General features: G+C 63.3%; 15 protein-coding genes. 9 read left to right on the forward strand and 6 right to left on the reverse strand.

Features of this window, described 5'->3' with window-relative positions:
* Positions 1-136: 136 nt before the first annotated feature.
* Positions 137-454 (reverse strand): FHA domain-containing protein, encoded by a 318-nt coding sequence (locus tag GY725_23800; protein ID MCP4007219.1) that lies wholly within the window; start codon positions 452-454, stop codon positions 137-139.
* 88 nt (positions 455-542) lie between these two features.
* The gene (locus GY725_23805) at positions 543-1,349 is read right to left on the reverse strand and encodes a carbon-nitrogen hydrolase family protein (protein ID MCP4007220.1); all 807 of its coding nucleotides are present in this window, start codon (positions 1,347-1,349) and stop codon (positions 543-545) included.
* Positions 1,350-1,375: 26 nt separating this feature from the next.
* Here GY725_23805 and GY725_23810 point away from each other — a divergent pair, with 26 nt between their 5' ends.
* A complete protein-coding gene (locus tag GY725_23810) occupies positions 1,376-2,671 on the forward strand; it encodes a glucose-6-phosphate isomerase (protein MCP4007221.1) in 1,296 nt (431 codons plus the stop codon).
* A gap of 221 nt (positions 2,672-2,892) precedes the next feature.
* Here the strand turns inward: GY725_23810 and GY725_23815 are convergent, their stop codons facing one another.
* Positions 2,893-3,297 carry a GFA family protein gene (locus GY725_23815; GenBank protein ID MCP4007222.1) on the reverse strand — a complete coding sequence of 135 codons (405 nt, stop codon included), beginning with the start codon at positions 3,295-3,297 and terminating at the stop codon, positions 2,893-2,895.
* A gap of 207 nt (positions 3,298-3,504) precedes the next feature.
* Entirely contained in the window at positions 3,505-4,428 is a 924-nt protein-coding gene (locus GY725_23820) for a sigma-54-dependent Fis family transcriptional regulator (protein ID MCP4007223.1), read from the reverse strand.
* A gap of 267 nt (positions 4,429-4,695) precedes the next feature.
* Here GY725_23820 and mutL point away from each other — a divergent pair, with 267 nt between their 5' ends.
* Together mutL and miaA are read left to right on the forward strand one after the other, a co-directional pair.
* On the forward strand, positions 4,696-6,531 hold the full coding sequence (mutL, locus tag GY725_23825) for a DNA mismatch repair endonuclease MutL (protein MCP4007224.1): 1,836 nt from the start codon (positions 4,696-4,698) through the stop codon (positions 6,529-6,531).
* 1 nt (position 6,532) lies between these two features.
* Positions 6,533-7,447 (forward strand): tRNA (adenosine(37)-N6)-dimethylallyltransferase MiaA, encoded by a 915-nt coding sequence (gene miaA / locus GY725_23830; GenBank protein MCP4007225.1) that lies wholly within the window; start codon positions 6,533-6,535, stop codon positions 7,445-7,447.
* On the opposite strand, the gene GY725_23835 is transcribed toward miaA, so the two are convergent.
* Complete coding sequence (locus GY725_23835; protein ID MCP4007226.1) at positions 7,434-7,883, reverse strand: hypothetical protein; 450 nt, start codon at positions 7,881-7,883, stop codon at positions 7,434-7,436. The genes miaA and GY725_23835 overlap by 14 nt on opposite strands.
* A gap of 85 nt (positions 7,884-7,968) precedes the next feature.
* Here GY725_23835 and der point away from each other — a divergent pair, with 85 nt between their 5' ends.
* The 6 genes from der to GY725_23865 all read left to right on the forward strand — a co-directional run bounded on the left by der (position 7,969) and on the right by GY725_23865 (position 14,447).
* Positions 7,969-9,351, forward strand: coding sequence for a ribosome biogenesis GTPase Der (der, locus tag GY725_23840; GenBank protein ID MCP4007227.1), 1,383 nt, complete (start codon positions 7,969-7,971; stop codon positions 9,349-9,351).
* 82 nt (positions 9,352-9,433) lie between these two features.
* Positions 9,434-10,228, forward strand: coding sequence for a hypothetical protein (locus GY725_23845; GenBank protein ID MCP4007228.1), 795 nt, complete (start codon positions 9,434-9,436; stop codon positions 10,226-10,228).
* 109 nt (positions 10,229-10,337) lie between these two features.
* Positions 10,338-11,030 (forward strand): methyltransferase, encoded by a 693-nt coding sequence (locus GY725_23850; GenBank protein MCP4007229.1) that lies wholly within the window; start codon positions 10,338-10,340, stop codon positions 11,028-11,030.
* Between the two features lie 88 nt (positions 11,031-11,118).
* Entirely contained in the window at positions 11,119-12,150 is a 1,032-nt protein-coding gene (locus GY725_23855) for an NADP-dependent oxidoreductase (GenBank protein ID MCP4007230.1), read from the forward strand.
* A gap of 104 nt (positions 12,151-12,254) precedes the next feature.
* Complete coding sequence (locus tag GY725_23860) at positions 12,255-13,436, forward strand: acetyl-CoA C-acyltransferase (protein ID MCP4007231.1); 1,182 nt, start codon at positions 12,255-12,257, stop codon at positions 13,434-13,436.
* Positions 13,437-13,460: 24 nt separating this feature from the next.
* A complete protein-coding gene (locus tag GY725_23865; protein MCP4007232.1) occupies positions 13,461-14,447 on the forward strand; it encodes an NAD(P)-dependent oxidoreductase in 987 nt (328 codons plus the stop codon).
* A gap of 599 nt (positions 14,448-15,046) precedes the next feature.
* Here the strand turns inward: GY725_23865 and GY725_23870 are convergent.
* Positions 15,047-17,836: a tetratricopeptide repeat protein gene (locus tag GY725_23870; GenBank protein MCP4007233.1), complete on the reverse strand. Its 2,790-nt coding sequence runs from the start codon at positions 17,834-17,836 to the stop codon at positions 15,047-15,049.
* Positions 17,837-18,088: the final 252 nt, after the last annotated feature.

Consider the following 18,088-nt stretch of genomic DNA (forward strand, 5'->3'; position numbering starts at 1 on the left):
GCTGCGAAGCGCGATGCATCCGCCTGCGCTGCGTCGCGCGACCCTCTGCAGATCTACGGATCTGCGATCGGATCACGCTTCTTGCTCAGGCGGCGACTCCCGCTTCTCGCTCGAATCCTCCCTGTGCAGAGATTCCCTAGCGGAAGATCATCAGGATCCGGGTCTGGCCGATCTCGATCTCGTCGCCGTGATGCAACTCGGCCGAACGCGTGCGCTTGCCGTTTACGCGGATTCCGTTGGTGCTCTGCAGGTCTTCGACCGTGAAGACGCCTTCCTCCCAGAGGATGACGGCGTGCTCTCTGCTGACGGCCTCGTCGGCCACCTGCAGGTCACTGCGCGGAGTTCGCCCGATCAGGGTTTCGGCGTCGCGAATGTCGAAAGATTGATCCGGGAGTCCATCCCGTCGCACGATGAGCGAGGCTTCGCGCAAATCATTGCTCCCATCTAGAGGCACACTTCGGAGTCTCCAAAATCGGCGGACGGTACGGGGGGCTTTAGCGCCCGCGAGCAACTCCGTGAAATACTGGGCCGGTGGGCCGGGATCAGAGTCGGCGATGAGCCAGCGCTGGGAGTCGGCGACGCACCTCGGCCTGGGCCTCGAAATCGAGTCTGGCGGTTGCGAAGCCCTCGCCATCGGGAACGGTCGCCAGCACGACGCCCCAGGGATCGATGATCATCGAGCGGCCGTACGAACGGCGCGTCGAGTTGTGTTCACCGTACTGGCCCGCAGCGAGCACGAAGCACTGGTTCTCAATAGCTCGGGCTCGCAGCAAGATCTCCCAATGATCCCGTCCCGTGGGTACGGTGAACGCCGAAGGCACCAGTAGTATCTGTGCTCCGCGTGCGACCAGTTCTCGATAGAGTTCGGGAAAACGCAGGTCGTAGCAGACCGTCAGCCCGATCGCGGCCCGCACGGTGTGTGCGACGACCGCCTCGGTGCCCGCGGCGGCCCCACGCGACTCACGCAACACGGCGCCGGGCACATCCACGTCGAACAGGTGGATCTTGCGATAACTCGCGCACAACTCGCCATCCGGAGCGTGCAACACGGCGGTGTTGTAAACGCGATCCGGGTCTTCGGGTACGCGCTCGGGCAGCGTGCCGCCGGCGAGCCAGACTCCGTGTGTCCTGGCCTGTTCCGAAAGGAAGCGGACGACCGGGCCGTCCTTCATGTCCTGCGCAAACGGGTGGGGTGCGGAATCGTTTTCCTCGCGCAGGATCGGCATATTCTCGGGTAGCGAGATCAGTTCGGCCCCGGCCTGCGCTGCACGGGCAATCCAGTGCGCTGCGCGTTCCAGGTTGTGGGTCAGATCCACACCGGATGTCATCTGAACGACGGCCGCTATCATCGCGCAATAGAATACCAGGGAGATCGATGGCGCGGTTGGAAGTCCGGCTCGAAAACGCGGGAGTCACCGAGGCGGAATTGGCGCGGTATCGGGCGCGCCTCGGCGCGGCACTGGCCAAACTCGACGCCGGCGCGGATGGCGAGTTTCTGAGGGTGATCGAGGACGTGGGCGTCCTGCGAGAAATCCGCTCCTGTATCCGCTCAAAGCCGGCCGGAATCCGCGACGTCGTGCAACTGGGCATCGGGGGCAGTTCGCTCGGAGGTCAGTCGCTTTGTGCAGCGCTGCTACCCGCGCTGCACAACGAGCGCCTCCAGAGCCGACGTTCCCTGACCCGGGGCTCCAAGAGGCCGAGTTCGACCCGAACCGGTTTGCGTTTCCACTATCCGGACAACGTGGATCCCGAGAGTTTTGCCGCACTGCTCGAGACACTCGACCCGAGGCACACACTCGTCCACGTGGTCAGCAAATCGGGTGGCACGCTCGAGACGCTCGTACAACTCCACGCGCTGCTCGAAGCCTGGAAGCCGAGTCCGGCACAGATCCGGAAGAACTTCGTGGTCACGACAGGAGAATCCGGGACCCTGCGCGAGTTCGCCGATCGCTATCAGACGCGCGTCCTGCGCGCGCCCGCGGACGTGTCCGGGCGCTTCTCGGTATTCACCTCCAGCGGCCTGCTCGTGCCGGCGCTCTGCGGTGTACCGGTTCAACGGGTGCTCGCCGGAGCTCGCAGCGCGCTCCAGGAAGCCCGAGACGATGCCTTGCTCGGTCCCGCAGGGCGCCTCGCTGCGCTGCACCATCTACAGCAGGCGAAAGGACGGCCGATCCACGTCGAGATGATCTACTCCGATGCACTGGTCCCGCTCGGGCATTGGTTCGCCCAGATATGGGCCGAAAGTCTGGGCAAGGGAGGGAACGGTCCGACGCCGGTGGTCGCGCGCGGAACGACAGATCAGCACTCGCAGATTCAGCTCTATGTCGACGGCCCCGACGACAAGCTCTACACCGTGGTGCGTGTGAGAAAGCTGCGCAGGAACCTGAAAATCTCGCGAGGTGCGGAGCCCGCCGTCATCGCCGGTGCGAAGATGTCAGAAGTATTCGATGCCGAAGCTCAAGGTACGGTCCAGGCCCTGTGCGATGCGCAGCGCCCGCTGGTCGAGATGTTCCTGGAGCGCATCAACCCCGAAGCCGTCGGAGCGCTGTTGATGACCCAGCAGTTGCAGACAGCGCTGGCCGGATCTCTATACGGGGTGAATCCCTTCGATCAACCGGGCGTGGAAGCTGGCAAACAGGCGGCTCTCCGCATCCTCGAGAAAGCGGACTAGGGAAGCTCTGCACAGGGAGGCTGCGGCTGCGAAGCGCGATGCATCCGCCTGCGCTGCGTCGCGCGACCCTCTGCAGATCTACGGATCTGCGATTGGATCACGCTTCTTGCTCAGGCGGCGACTCCCGCTTCTCGCTCGAATCCTCCCTGTGCAGAGATTCCCTAGCGGCCGTCGTCGAACCAGAGCTTCTGGCGCAGAGCCCGAATCTCGTCGCTGCCCAGTTAGGGGAGTCCGTCGCGGATTTCCCACCACGGCGCCTTGGGACCGAACAACAGGTGGTGGGCCGGGCGGAGTCCGGGATCTTCCTCGAGCAGCCCCGCCGGGACTTCAATCATGTGGAAGTCGGGATCCGGATTCGGCACCGGGGAGCCACAGGTGCCACAGAAGTGCCTGCGATAGGGGGGCGGAGCCTTCAGGATTGGCGCCGCATAACTCTTGATCAGTTCGCGTCCTCTGAGCCAGCGCAGGTTCTCGCTCTTCAGCCAGATACCCGCCACGAAGGCCGCACCCGAGCCGCGTCGACAACGGCTGCAGTGACACAGTTCCAGGGGGCCCTCCAGATCGCTCACCTCGAACTGGATTCCTTCGCACAGGCAGTGCCCGCGAATACTGCGCTCGCTCGTCATGTAGATTCTCCGCCTTCACAGGTTTTCTCGGAAAAGGACGGCTCGACGCAACGGGTTGTTCAGAGAAGAATCTTCAAAAACGATCCCTGAATGCGAAGCGGCCTGCAATGACCGACGAATCGGCGACTGCAGGCCGCTTTGATGATTCGAACCCAGTGGCTGCCCGGCGTCTTTGGGGGAGCGGGCCGCCCTGGATCCTGGATTGATCTAGAGCCGGAACTCTTGCGGGTTGATCGAGTTGCGTCGCATCACATCGTAGAAGTCCTTGCGGTCCTTCTTGGCGATGCGCGCTGCGCGGCTGATGTTGCCCTTGCAGAGTCGCAGCACGCGCGTGACGTATTCCCGCTCGAATGCCCGCTTGGCGTCGCGGAACGAGGGGATCTCTTCGGTCGACTCGAGTCCGAGCAGAAGATCCTCGGGTCCGAGTTCTTCCCCGCGAACCAACCGCATTGCCGCCTGGATCTGCTCGCGCAGTTCGCGTTCGTTGCCCGGCCAGTTGTGCTCGCGCAGTCGCTCGAGAGCTTCGCGGGCGAAACCGCGAACCTGTGACGGACGCCCCAGTTCCCGTTCGCTTTCCTCCCTCGCGCTGCTCAGTACCTGAGCGGCCATCGGCAGGATGTCCTCTTTGCGCTCGCGCAGCGGCGGAATGCTGATCTCGAGCAGGCGCAGACGCTCGGAAAGTTCCGGCAGCAGGCGACCGCTGGCGGTAAGGGCTTCGAGCGATTCTGTGCTCGAAGCAATCAAGCGACATTCCAGCGGATGCAGTTCCGAGCCTCCAATGCGTCGGAAGCGTCCCTCCTCGAGTGCGAATGCAAGCGCTTGCTGCAGTTCCTTGGGAACCGAAGCAATATGGTCCAACAGGACCGTGCCCCCAGCCACGCGACGCAATGCTCCGTCGAATGCGGCCGGTAGCGAGGCGATCGCGCCTTCTTCGCAACCGAGCAACTCCCGCCCCAGGAGCGTCTCGGGCACCAGCGAGGCGTCGAGGGCGAAGAACTCGCCCGTGGCCCACTCGCTGGCTTGATGGATCAATTTCGCGACCAGCTCTTTCTCGACGCCTTCCTCGCCGCTGACAAATACGGCGAAACGCCCTCGGCCAGCGACGGCGATTTGCTCCAGTGCGCGTTTCACCGCGCGGCTGGTTCCTACGAGCTGATCCCCACGATTGCGGCTAGTCTGAGTGGTTCCGTTGCTGGACCTCTCCGACGAGCCACGGCCTTCAACCTGGTCAAATGATGACGAGCCTGACATACGATACCCCCCCTTGGCACGCAAGATGGTGACCCAGGGTCCCTACCTGTCAAGGGAATTTAACCGCATGTTGAGAAACGGGCGGGTGCACAGCTGCACCAACAGACGTTGCTTCACCCGATGCGGGATTACCGCACAGAGGGAAAAATGCCCCATATTCAAATACTTCCCGACGAGTTGATAAATCAGATCGCGGCGGGTGAAGTCGTGGAGCGTCCGGCCTCCGTGGTCAAGGAGCTGGTCGAAAATGCCCTCGATGCAGAAGCAACACGAATCGATGTTTCGATCTCAGAAGGGGGAATTCGCCGACTCTCAGTGAGCGATGACGGCGTGGGTATGTCGCGCGCTGATGCGGAGTTGGCCTTTCACCGACACGCGACCAGCAAACTGCGCACCGCCGACGATCTGGCCGCCGTCGGCACGCTGGGTTTTCGGGGCGAGGCGTTGCCGAGCATCGCTTCAGTCGCGCGAGTGCGCGTAAGAACCCGCAGAGCATCGGATCCCATCGGCGTAGAACTCGAAGGCGAGGGCGCGGGCATCTCGCGCGTCGCCGAAGTCGCGTGCCCACCAGGCACGACGGTCGAGGTTGCGGAACTCTTTGGCCTGGTACCCGCGCGACGCAAGTTCCTGAAAAGCGCCGTTACCGAGTCCACGCAGATCGTGCGCCTGATCGAGCGCATCGCCATGGTGCGCACTGACGTGAGATTCGAACTGGAGCGCGACGGGAAGATACTGCTGCAACTGCCCCCCACGGCCGATCCGCGTGAACGCCTCAAGGCGGTGCTGCCGGCCAAAGCCGCGCAGCAATTGCTGACCGTCGATGGTGAACTGCCGACGATGCGAGTGACCGGTTATTGCAGCCCGACTGATGTGATGCGCGGCACGACGGCCGATATCCACGTGTACGTCAACGCGCGTCCCGTGCGCGATCGTCTGCTCCTGCACGCGGTGCGCGAAGCCTATCGCGATGCCTTGCCCCCCGGACGTCATCCGGTCGTCGTGCTCTTTTTGAACATCGATCCCGGTGAAGTCGACGTGAACGTGCACCCTGCAAAACAGGAGGTGCGTTTCCGCGATCCGCAAAACGTACGCCGCCTGCTCAAGAGCAGTCTGCGCCAGGCGCTGGACGTGCGCCGCACACTGGATCTGGGACCGGGCGCTGACGGAAGGCCGGGGGTTGCGGGCGCGACCCAGATGCAGGGAAGCGGCGCTTCGAAGTTTCGGCCGATCAGCGACGCTCGCCGCGAGCCGCTCCTGCAGCAGCGCGAATTCGGGTTGGCGCGAACGGTTTTCGGCACCGCCGACGGGGACGCCGAACGGGTCTCGGGCTTCGACTCCCCCTCAGCGGGCGAGGGCGCTGCGCCGTTCTCGTTCCGTGAACTGCGTTACGTGGGCCAGGCGATGAGCACCTACCTTTTGTTCGAACGCCAGGGACAGCTCGTGGCACTCGACCAGCACGCTGCCCACGAACGCGTGCTTTTCGAGCGCCTGCGAGTGTCGTTGTTCGAAAAGAAGCTGGAGCGACAGAACCTCCTCGTGCCCATCCGCGTCGAACTCTCGCACAGTGCGGCCAGTGCGCTGGCCGAAGCCGAACAGGGACTCGCAAATGCCGGTTTCGAGATCGACTTCGGTGAGACCACGCTCACCGGCGCGGCGCGTGTCACCCTCCGCGCGCTGCCCGCTGTCCTCGCGGCTCGCACCGGGGTCGACTATTCCGAGCTTCTGGAAGAAACTGCCGCGATGCTGCGAGACCCATCCGAAGACGCCTCACGCACCGGGCTGGAACAGGCACTACACGGCATCCTGGCCACTGCGGCGTGTCACTCTGCGACGCGCAAGGGCGATCGTCTGGAGCCCGAAGAGGTCCAGGCGCTGCTTCGGGGGCTGGACGAGACGATCTGGTTCCCGAACTGCCCGCACGGCAGACCGTTCGTGAGTATTCTGGATGAAGCCGACCTGGAACGGCGTTTCCTGAGGCGCTGATTTGGAACTGCGTCCCCGCGTTCTGGCCCTGGTCGGCCCCACGGGTTCGGGCAAGACCGAACTGGCCTGCGAACTGGCGGGCCGTTGCGACGCCGAAGTGATCAGCGCCGACTCGATGCAAGTGTACCGGGGTATGGATATCGGCACCGCGAAGCCCTCTGTCGAGCAACGCGCACGAGTTCCGCACCACGCGATTGATGTCGTCGATCCCGATGATCCGATGTCGGCCGGTCGTTACGCGGCGATTGCGCGTGCTGCGGCACAAGACGTCCTGGCGCGCGGCAAGCGCGCCATCCTGTGTGGCGGCAGCGGCTTGTACGCACGCGCGTTCGTCGGAGGGCTGATCGACGGGCCGGAAGCCGACCCGAGACTTCGCTCTGAACTCGAGGCGCTGGCGAGCGAAGAACTGTACGCCAAGCTCGAAGCCGCCGATCCCGAGGCCGCGAGCGGGATCCACCCCAACGATCGAATCCGTGCGGTGCGAGCCCTGGAAGTCCTGGAACTGAAGCGTTCTCCCATTTCGAGTGCCCACGCCGAGCACGGTTTTGCGGACCAGCCGTTCCAGGTCCTGTGGCTCGCCGTCGAAATCGACCGCGAGCCTCTACGGGCGCGCCTGGCGCGCCGGGTGGACGAGATGTTCGAAGCGGGACTGGTGGAGGAAGTGGAGTGCCTCCAGTCGGCCGGTTATGAGCGAGAACTCAAGTCGATGCAATCGATCGGCTATCGCGAAATCGGCCAGTTGCTCGCGGGAGAAATCGACCGACCGCAAGCACGCGAAGCCATCACGACGGCCACTCGGCGCTATGCCAAGCGCCAGCGCACCTGGTTTCGCGCGGAACCAGGTCTGGTCTGGCTGGCCCCGGACGCGCTACTGGAGCGCGCGCTCGAATTCCTCGACGGGGCTAGTTCTCGTTGATCGTCTGGTACGAGGATCCGATGCGAACCGGACAGGGCCCGAAGTCATTCCTGTAGAGCGCCCATGTCTCGTCCTGGTTGCGGAACAACGCGGGCTGAGAACCCTCCTGGAAAAACGTGACCAGTCCAGGCAGGAACTCGAATACGCCGCCGATCAGGCGAAAGGCCGTACCGCCCACCTGTAGACCCAGGAGCCAGACATAGCCGGGAGCCCAGGTGAGGGCCTTCATGGCGAGCCCGTCGTCCATTTCGGTCAGGCCGTAGTACTCGTCATGGGCTGCGATCCAGGGAGCGAAGACCAGGTCGGTCGGCGCGAGCAGGATGCTGGAGAACGAGCGGCATAGCTGCGAGGGATCCGCGGAGGCGGTCCTGGGGGTCGCCCCGAGAAGAAGCCCGAAGGCGACCAGAAGCAAAATCATTCGTAGCGGGACGCGCATCGTGGAAACCCTCCTGAGGCGAAGCGAACAAGCCGAGCGTCGCTGAAATGGCAACAAGTGTCAAACCCGTTAGTGTGAGGGCCCTATGCGGGAGACGGGTACTCAAGAGCTTCAAGTCGTCGCTCTCATCGGGCGCGCAAACGTCGGGAAAAGCACGCTTTTCAACCGATTGCTGAGAACCCGTCGGGCGCTGGTCGAAGATCGTCCGGGGATCACTCGTGACCGGATCGCCGCGGCCGCCAGGATCGAGGGGCGAGATGTACTGCTCGTCGATACGGGCGGCCTGGACCCGGAAGCCGAACAGGGAATCCCCGCAGCGGTGCGGGCACAGGTCGAACAGGTGCTCGAAGACGCCGCTGTGATCCTCTTCGTGGTCGACGTGCGCGATGGACTGCTGCCGCTGGACAGGGAGATCGCCGATCTACTGCGTCGGGCCGGACGGCAGGTGATCGTGGTGGCGAACAAGTCCGAAAGTCCCAAGCAAGACGACGAGGCCTCGGAGTTTCACGCGCTCGGTTTCGATGCGGTGATTCCGACCTCCGCCGAACACAGGCGCGGCATGGTCGACCTGGAGATCACCATTGCGGAGCGCCTTCCCGAGCGCGAGGAACCGGTCGAGCGCGACCTCGGGGTTCCCCGATTCGCGATCATCGGACGGCCGAACGTCGGCAAATCCTCGCTGCTGAACCGACTGCTGGGCGAGGAGCGCAACATCGTCGCCGACGAGCCGGGTACGACGCGCGACTCGACGGACCAGGAAATCCAGGTCGGCGATCGCCGGCTCATCCTGATTGACACGGCTGGAATCCGCAGGCAGGCAAAGCGGTCCCGCAGCGTGGAGCGCGGCAGTGCGCTCATGTCGGTGCGCTCGCTCGAGCGCGGCGATCTCGCGCTACTCGTGATCGATGCCGGGGAGGGCATCACCGATCAGGATCTGAAGCTGGCTCGACTCTGCCTGGACCGAGGACGCCCGGTGGTGTTGCTCTTGAACAAATGGGATCGGGTCGCCGAGACCCGGCGCGCCCGGGAGATCGAGCGTCAGATCGACCGGCGCCTCGGCTTCGTGCCCGATCCGGTGATCCTGAGGGTGAGCGCCAAGACCGGTTCGGGTGTTTCGAAGATCCTGCCGCAGGCACTCGACTTGATGACAGAGCTCGAGATCACGGTGCCGACAGCGGAATTGAACAAGGCCCTGGAAGAGGCGGTGGACAGTTACGCGCCGCCCATGCGCGGTCGGCGTCGCCCCCACTTCTTCTACGCCACACAGACCTCGAGCCACCCCATGACGATTCTGGTCTTCATGAACGATCCGCAGCTTCTGGCTGACAACTACCGGAAGTACCTCGCATCGTTTTTCAGACGGAAATTCGGCGTCAGGAGTGCCCCCCTACGCCTGCGCCTGCGAGCCCGAGCCCGGCGCGGTGAAGAATCGGGCTCAGCCCCCGAAAGCCGTCGACCGAAGCGCTAAGATTCCAGATCCAATTCACACCCTCCCGGGTCGGGGCCGCGCCCTGGACCGCGTTGCGAATCCCGACAGAGGAGACTTTCAGATGACTGCGCCCCACCAACAGCACGGCGACACCGAAGCCCGACTCACCGGCCTCGACGCCACGATGGCCGACCTGTTTGGCTGGATCCAGGACAACGCCCAGATGATCGGAATGTTTGGCGGCGGTCTGCTGGTGATCGCATTGATCGCCGTTGGCATCTACGAGAGTCAGAAGAGCGCAGCTGAAGAAGCGCATACCGCTTTGATGCAGGTGGAACTCGATTTCGCGCGCTCGATGGGCGTGACGCCTTCACAGTCGAACATCCCCGAGCCGGCCAATCCGGAAGTCGCCCAACGCGCCCGCGAAGCATCGATCGGCCAGCTCGACGCGCTGATCGAAGAGCGCTCCGGTAGTGAAGCCGCAATCGCGGCAACCATTCGCGCGGCGGAACACGAGGTCGACCTGGGTCGCTTCGAATCTGCTGATTCGCGCTTGACCGGGCTCGCCAAAGAACTCGACAAGAACGATCCGCGTCGCGGCATCGCCCTGCGACTGCGCGCATTCACTCTCGAGGAGCGAGGCAAGTACGTAGAGGCCGGGGAAGCCTACCAGTACGCGTCCGAGGTCCAGGCCTATCCCGCGCGCGCGCTCCTATTCCTGAATGCCGCCCAGAACTTCGAACGCGCGGGTGCGGACGAGCGCGCAATCACCGCCTACGAGCAGGTCCTTTCGGTTTCACCCGAAGTGGCCGAGCAGGTGGGCGTGCTCACGCGCATGCGCGTGCTCGAACAGCGTACGAGCAAGAGTTCCGCTGCACCGGCCGCGCCACCCGCAGCGGCCTCCGAAGCCGACTGAAGCAAGCGCCTCAGTCCCTCTTCATTGCCCGGGATCTGCTTTCCGTGCATAGATTGGCCTAGCAGCCTGCTAATGTTGTGCTTCCTGATTCCCTGAGGAGAATCGAAGCATGGCAGAGGTCCCCAGCATCGACACCGGTCCGGTCCGCGACACTCTGGATCGACTGCACACCGCGGCGAAGCGCGACATTACGCAGTTCATCAAACTGGCACCGAAGTTTCTTTCCGGTTTCGCGCAAGGCAAGGGCCTCTGGGAGGTCCTGACCCCGGAAGCGATGAAGGACGCGTACCTGCCGATCAGTCCGGAGCAGGGCAGGTTCCTCTACCTCACCGCGCGCGCGCTCGATGCGCGAACCGTTGTCGAGTACGGGACTTCGTTTGGGATCTCGACGATCTATCTCGCGGCCGCGGTTCGCGATAACGGCGGTGGTCTCGTGATCGGTACCGAGATCGAACCGGCGAAGCACACGACGGCTCAGGCCAATCTGGCCGAAGCCGGCCTCGGCGATCTCGTGGACGTCCGCCTCGGCGACGCCCAGGAAACACTCCAGCAGACACCAGATCCGCTCGATCTCGTGCTGATGGATGGGTGGAAGGAACTCTACTTGCCGCTCGTGAAACTCCTGACCCCACGCCTCCGCACGCGGGCGGTCGTTCTCGGCGACAATATCTTCACCTTCCGCAAATCCCTGCGCCCGTACGTGGATCATATGCAGGATCCGCAAAACGGCTTTGCATCGACCACGCTGAAGCTCGCGGACGGGTTCGAGTACTCCGTCTATCTGGGAAAAGCGAGTTCTTAGCCAGATCCACGGATCGGAGCCGTTGGGATAGAATGTCGAGAAAGAACGACGGGGCGCGATCGAAGTATTGCGCAAGGAGAACGGTTTCATGACGGCGCGAGTGAATCGACATTGGGTCATGGCGAAGCGACCGGTTGGTGAACCGACGCAAGACTGCTTCGAATTGTGCGAAAGTCCCGTCCCTGAACTCGCAGCGGGCGAGGTGCTCGTCGAGGTTCACTATCTCTCGCTCGACCCCTATATGCGGGGCCGCATGCGCGACACCAAGTCGTACGCCGAACCGCTGAAGATCGGCGAGGTGATCACGGGTGAAAGTGCCGGAGTGATCGTCGAATCCAGGAGTGATCGCTGGTCGGTCGGTGATACCGTGACGGTTCACCAGGGCTGGCAGAGTCATATCGTGGTGGACGGAGACTCCTCCACACTTCTGCCCGCCGATACAAGTCTCGTACCGCTATCGGCCTGGCTCGGTGTCGTCGGAATGCCCGGGCGCACGGCGTACTTCGGGCTGCAACGCGTTGGCAAGCCGTCGCCAGGAGAGACTCTTGTCGTATCTGCCGCTTCGGGTGCGGTCGGTTCCGTCGTCGGACAGGTCGGCAAACTGCTCGGTCTGCGGGTCGTCGGCGTGGCCGGTGGACCCGAGAAATGTGCCTACTGCGTCGAGGAACTCGGATTCGACGCCTGTATCGATTACAAGGCCGAAGCCATGGACGAGGCCCTCACGGCCGCTTGTCCCGATGGCATCGACATCTACTTCGAGAACGTGGGCGGTGCGGTCACCCGTGCGGTCGCAAAGCTATTGAATGATGGCTCTCGTGTGCCGATCTGCGGCTTCGTCTCGCTCTACAACAGCGAAGAGGATCTCACCGCCGTCGAAACTCCGTTTAGCCTGTTTGCGACGATGGAGAAGCCTCCCGAGCACCGCTTCTTCCTGGTCGGGGAGTGGCACAAGGAATGGCTCGAGGGCAGTCGAGAACTGGCGGGCTGGATTCAGAAGGACCAACTGAAATACCGCGAGAGCATCGCCGAGGGCATCGAAAGTGCTCCGGCCGCTTTCCGTGGACTGCTCGCGGGAAAGAACTTCGGCAAGCAACTGGTCCGCGTCGCAAAATCGCAGTGAATGCTATGGGCCTTTGGTCCGCGATCAACGAATTGCCGACCCGATCGGGTCGGATCCAAACTCTGACGGACGACTGTCCGCAGCCATTTTAGGAGGAACAGATCATGCGCGAAGCTGTCATCGTCTCGACCGCGCGGACCGGACTCGCAAAGTCCCATCGAGGTGGATTCAACAACACGGGTGGCGCCGCCATGGCGGGCCACGCGATCAAGCACTCGATTGAACGCGCCGGCATCGATCCGGCCGAGGTGGAAGAGGTCGTTCTGGGTTGCGGCACTCCGCAAGGCACGACCGGCAATAACATTGGTCGTCTCGCAGCGATGAAGGCCGGCTGCCCGGTAACGACCACCGGGGTTACGGTCAGTCGTCACTGCTCCTCGGGCCTTAACGCCATCGCAACCGCGGCCGGCCGCATCATCGTCGATGGCTCACCGATCGTCGTGGGGGCCGGCGTTGAATCCATCAGCCACAGCATGACCGGCAAGGGCTTCACTCTCCAGGTCGACAAACCGCTGATGGAGCAGTATCCGGGCCTCTGGATGCCCATGATCGAAACCGCGGATATCGTCGCCGACCGCTACAAAGTCAGCCGCGAATACCAGGACGAGTACTCACTCGAGAGTCAGAAGCGCACCGCCGCCGCACAAGACGGTGGCATCTTCGACAACGAGATCGTTCCGATGGACACCCGGATGATCGTCACGAACAAGGAAACCGGCGAGACCTCGGAGGTCGACTACACCGTCACCAAGGACGAGTGCAACCGCCCGAACACCACCATCGAAGGCCTCGCGAAGCTCAAGCCGGTGCGCGGCGAAGAACACTACATTACCGCGGGCAATGCCTCGCAGCTTTCCGACGGCGCCGCATCGGTCGTGATGATGGAGGCCGGCGAGGCAAAGAAGCGCGGCATCGAGCCGCTCGGCGCGTTTCGCGGATTTGCCGTCGCGGGTTGTGAGCCGGATGAAATGGGTATTGGGCCGATCTACGCCGTGCCCCGTCTGCTCGATCGCGCGGGCCTGAAGGTCGACGACATCGACCTCTGGGAACTCAACGAAGCGTTCGCCAGCCAGTGCCTCTACTGCCGCGACACACTCGGCATCGATCCCGCGAAGTACAACGTGAATGGCGGTTCGATCTCGGTGGGCCATCCCTTCGGCATGACCGGAGCCCGTTGCACCGGCCACCTGCTGCTCGAGGGGCAGCGCCGCAAGGCGAAATGGGGCGTGGTCACGATGTGCATCGGTGGCGGGCAGGGCGCCGCTGGCCTGTTCGAGATTTTCTAGCAACGGCTGATTGGAGACGGGCTATTGGATATTGCCGGACCAGTTCTGGTTACGGGAGGAACGGGTTTCATCGGGCGTCGCCTGATCGATCGCTTGCTCGAGTTGGACAGGGAAGTGGTCAGCTTCGCTCTGCCGGATGAACCCATCTCTGAGCATTGGGCCGACAAGGTCAGAGTCCTGCGAGGCGACATCACGAAGGCGGAAGACGTCAGAGCCGCCATGTCGGGTATTCGCACAGTGTTCCATCTTGCGGCCGTGGTCGGGATGGGTGCCTACGACGTGCATTGGAACGTCACGGTCGAAGGGAGTCGCAACGTCTTCGACGCGGCGGTCGCCAATGGCACGAAGGTGGTCCTGGCTTCCTCCATCGTCGTATACGGGCATCAGATTCAGACCCTCAACTGCCATGAAGGACTCGAACACGGCAAGTACCAGGGTGCCTACAGTCGCGCCAAGATGGCGCAGGAGAAGTTGGCGCTGGAGTACCAGTCGGATCGCGGCATGACTCTGACGGTCGTGCGACCCGCGAATGTCTACGGCGTCGGCAGCGGACCGTGGGTCGATGGTCTGCTGGGTCTCTTCCGATTGGACATGCTTCCAATCGTAGGAGATGGCTCCGGCAACGCCGGGCTCGTGCATGTGACGAATCTCGTGGAAGCATTTTTGCTGGCTGCGGCCGAACCCAAGGCGGTCGGGCAGGTGTACACCGCTTGCGACGGGTTGGACGTGACCTGGGCGCGGTATTTCAACGATCTGGCGGCCCTGGTCGGAAAATCACCCCTGCCACAAGCGCCGCTCGAACCGTTGATCGACGCGGCCCGAGAACACGAGGATCCGGAGAACCTCAAAGCCATGGAGGGAATGCCCAGCATCCCCTTCGAGTTCCTCAATCTGATCGGCTACAGCAATCGCTTCGAAACGCGCAAGCTGCGCGAGGAACTGGGCTGGCGACCGAAGGTGAGCTACGAAGAGGCCATGGGAGAGATCGAGGCCAGTCTGGGTTCGGATTGAGTTTACAGCTGACAAATCTACAGATCACACACGCGTAAAATCCATCCCGCGGTTTGGCGCATGTCGCTTTTGCGGGTTTGATATTATGCATGTCAAATTCAAAATCCGCCCGCTGCTTCGAGAAACGCGGATCTGCCCTACACAGCCGGGCAAATCATGAAAAATAGGGCTGCAGGGCCGGGCTTCGCGGATCTTCCTGTCACGGACTGCCATGTGCATTTTGCCCATATGGACCTGGGAACCGAACTCGTTCAGGTCATCGACGAACTCGGCATTTCGCGCTTCAACGTGGTTTGCACCCCAGATCGCCAGAGGCTCAGCCTGGTACCGGATGCTCTACACCTGAAAGCCCGCTTTCCCGAGCGCGTCTACGTCTTCGGTGGGCTCGACGTATCTGCTCTACTGATCGCACCCGACGACGCCGGTGCCCACTTCGCCCGCTATGTCGACACCCTGCTGGAGATGGGCTGCGACGGCCTCAAGATGATCGAGGGAAACCGGAGATGCGGAAGGTCGCTGGGAGAAGACCGAGGACTGAGTGTCCGGGGGAGCTTCGACCGCGCGCCGCCCAGTGCGGTGCCGGGGCTCACCGGAGCCACTCAGTCGTCGCCGCCCGGTTGCTGGAGGTGCTCCGCGATCGGCGCCAACACTTCGTACTCGGGTTCAATGCCTGCCTGCTCGGCTGCTCGCAGATGGTCCCTCGCGAGTGCAGCGATCAGCGAAATAAAGGCAGCCGGCTGAGCCAGGAAGTGAGGGGTCAAGCAACGGACTCCTTCGGCGAAAGCGGCAGCGGCATCGCTCGATTGATCCGCAGCTGTGAGCACGGTGCCCATCGCGCCAAGGGACATTGCCAGGTCCGGCAGGTAGGCCTTGCGGTTTCGATCCACCAGTTCGCGACGGATTTCGACGGCCTCGCGCGCGGCTTCGAGGGCCTCGTCGCGGCTTCCGACAGCGCTCAGCCTGGTGCCGTAGTTGTTGAGCGAGCTGGCCAGGGTCGCGCGGGACTCCTCTGCCTCTGTTACCTCAGACACAGGGTGATGACGCCTTGCCCGCTCCACCAAGAGTCTTGCCACATCGACGGCCGGCGAGGCGAGAGACAGGCTGAACTCCGGCATCGCAGCGGCGAGAGCGTCGAGGACTTCGTCGGCACCGTCAATTGCCGCATCCAGTAGGACAGCCATCCAGCGTCCCAGAGTTTCTTTGTCGCGTGTGGGCTCAACGGAGTCGAAGTTCTGAATCGCATGGCACACTCGGCGACAGACGAGCCCGGGGTCCAGCTCCGCGGCACGACGCAGAGCCGCTTCCGCACCCGCACGATCTCCACCACACAGGTGGTCGAGTGTGAACGCCTCGGCCACGATGTCGGGCTGTATAGGTGGAATCATTCCGGCCTCGGAAACCTGCATCGCCAGCCGCAGCACATCCCGAAGCGCCCCGGTCCCGCCGGACCACTCTCTCCTCACTGCCTCGAGTTCACCCTGGACTGCCTCGAGCTGTTCGTCCTGCAACAGGCCCCCGCGCATGGTGGCAACCGCCGCGAGGTGGCACAGCAGCTTCCCCTTGTCATCTCCCGGCGCAGACTGCACGAACGAGGAGATTCGCCGTGCCTCCCGCCTCGCGACCTCGTGGGCGAGATCCGTCCGACCCAGCCCGAGCGCTCGCCCGAACCCGCTGCCGTCCGATGCAACGAGAGCCGCCATCATCAGGTAGAGCGGATCTTCCCAACGCTCCGCCACGAGGTTGGCTTCGATCGCATCCCGCTCCTCCTGTGACAGGGGCGCGAGCGGCTTGCGGCGCAGCCGCGCCAGGGCATTCATCGTGTCCCGAAACATCTCGAGCCGGACTTCGGTCGTATCGAGCTCGGTGACGGGCACGGGCACGGGTGGATCGAAGCAAGCCGACACCGGGCCACCAGCAATCGCCGAGTAGTCATTCAGGAGATCGCTGAACCAGCCAGAATGTTCGCTTGCGTACCGGTCGAGCAGGAGCAGGCGGAGCTTCGGCCGAGAGGGATTCTCGGGGTCGACTTCTGCGAGCCGCCTGAGCAGACCGCACAGCGATGTCGAAAGCGGTTGAGCGTAATCGATCACCAGGAGCGACGGTTTCTCCCAGCTCCAGTCAGCCCATGCGTGGTTCCGTTCGTACGCCAACAGGTCCGTCCGTTCGACTACGCCCGCCGTACACTCGCTCCCGTAGGTGGCGGCGATGCGCCAGATCAGCTCGAACGCGAGCCGCGTCTTCCCAGCCCCCGCTCGGCCGATCAGCAAACGGGCCGAGACCGGGGCATCGCTCTCGAACCATTGCCACAAATCCGCCAAGTCACGGTCACGACCGCGCAGAGGGATCGAGCGCTGCTTGGCGTGCAGGAGCACGAGGTCATTCGCCTCTGGGCCCGGCGAGGGAAGTGCTGGGACCACCGGTCGACGGACCGGGATGTGATGCAGCGTATCCACGGCGGCACGGAACGCACTCTCATAACTGCGCAGCGCGTCCAGGAGATCCGCTTGAAGGCTCGTCGCGTTCTCATCGAGCGCCGTGGACGCGATGGCCGCACGCGCTTCGATTCGACCCGCCAGCAGCCGCTCGATCGCCGCATTGGATTCGCCCAGTGCTAACGTCACCTCGTCCAGTCGCCCTGCAAGAGCCCCGAACTCGCGACGGAAGAGGTCCCTGACCCGTTCCGGAAGGGACTTCACATCCTTCGCGACATCTGCGAGGTAGTCGATCGTCAGGATCCGAAACACCTCGGGTCGTTGCTTCAGTTGCTCGCGGAAGAAGAGAGCGTACGCCTGCATGAGAGTGAGGCGCTTGCCCGCGCCAACGGGCCAGCCATCCCGGACGAACCGCTCGAGACTTGCGGGCTCCGATCCACCGGACTGTTCTCCGGCGCGCTTTATCCACCCAAGGATTGCATCGTGCGCACTCTCCCCAAAAAGGGTTGCGAGTCCCTCCTTCTCGAAGCAGGCCCGGACCCGGTCCTCGCCAAGGTCGAGGTCACGTAGGTGCAGGTCGCGGAAGGTCACCTTCGGCAATTCGCGGATGACCACTGCCAGCCACCGTCCGCACGGATCCTCGCCATACTCGACAAACGGCGTGCGCCCCAGCTGGCCGGAGCGTACGAGGTCGATTAGGCGGGGGATCCAGGGCTTCTGCTGGACCAGCTCGAGTTCGAGCTGCAAAAGAAGGAGGCGTATCGCCTCACGTAGAGCGTCCTCGCTGGCTGCGAACACGTCGTGGTTCCGCGGTAGACCGTTGTCGTCCAGCGACTCGTCGGCGAATCGGTCCAGAGCGTGCCGGAACAGACTGTGGGCTTCGTTGCCCGCCACGCCGCTGGCGAGCGCACCGGCAGCGCTACCGAGAAGGACGACGAGTGAGACGGGCTCTGCCACGATGCACGGCTCCCTGGGGCCAGGCGGTCTGGAGTGTTCGGTCCTTCACTGGATTCACGGGCCGATCGATGGATTCCTCTCGCCCCGAACCTTGGGACACTCTACTTGAGACGGAAGCTGAATCCAGAAACCCGAAATCCCGGGGACTGGCTCAATTGAGTCACCCGGCCCGACGCTGCGAATAGGAAGTATAGCACCCCTGTCTCCCTGATAGAACCAATCCACTATCGTGTTCACTGCGGCCGTGTACAA

This window comes from bacterium (assembly GCA_024226335.1).
Taxonomy (GTDB): Bacteria; Myxococcota_A; UBA9160; order SZUA-336; family SZUA-336; genus JAAELY01.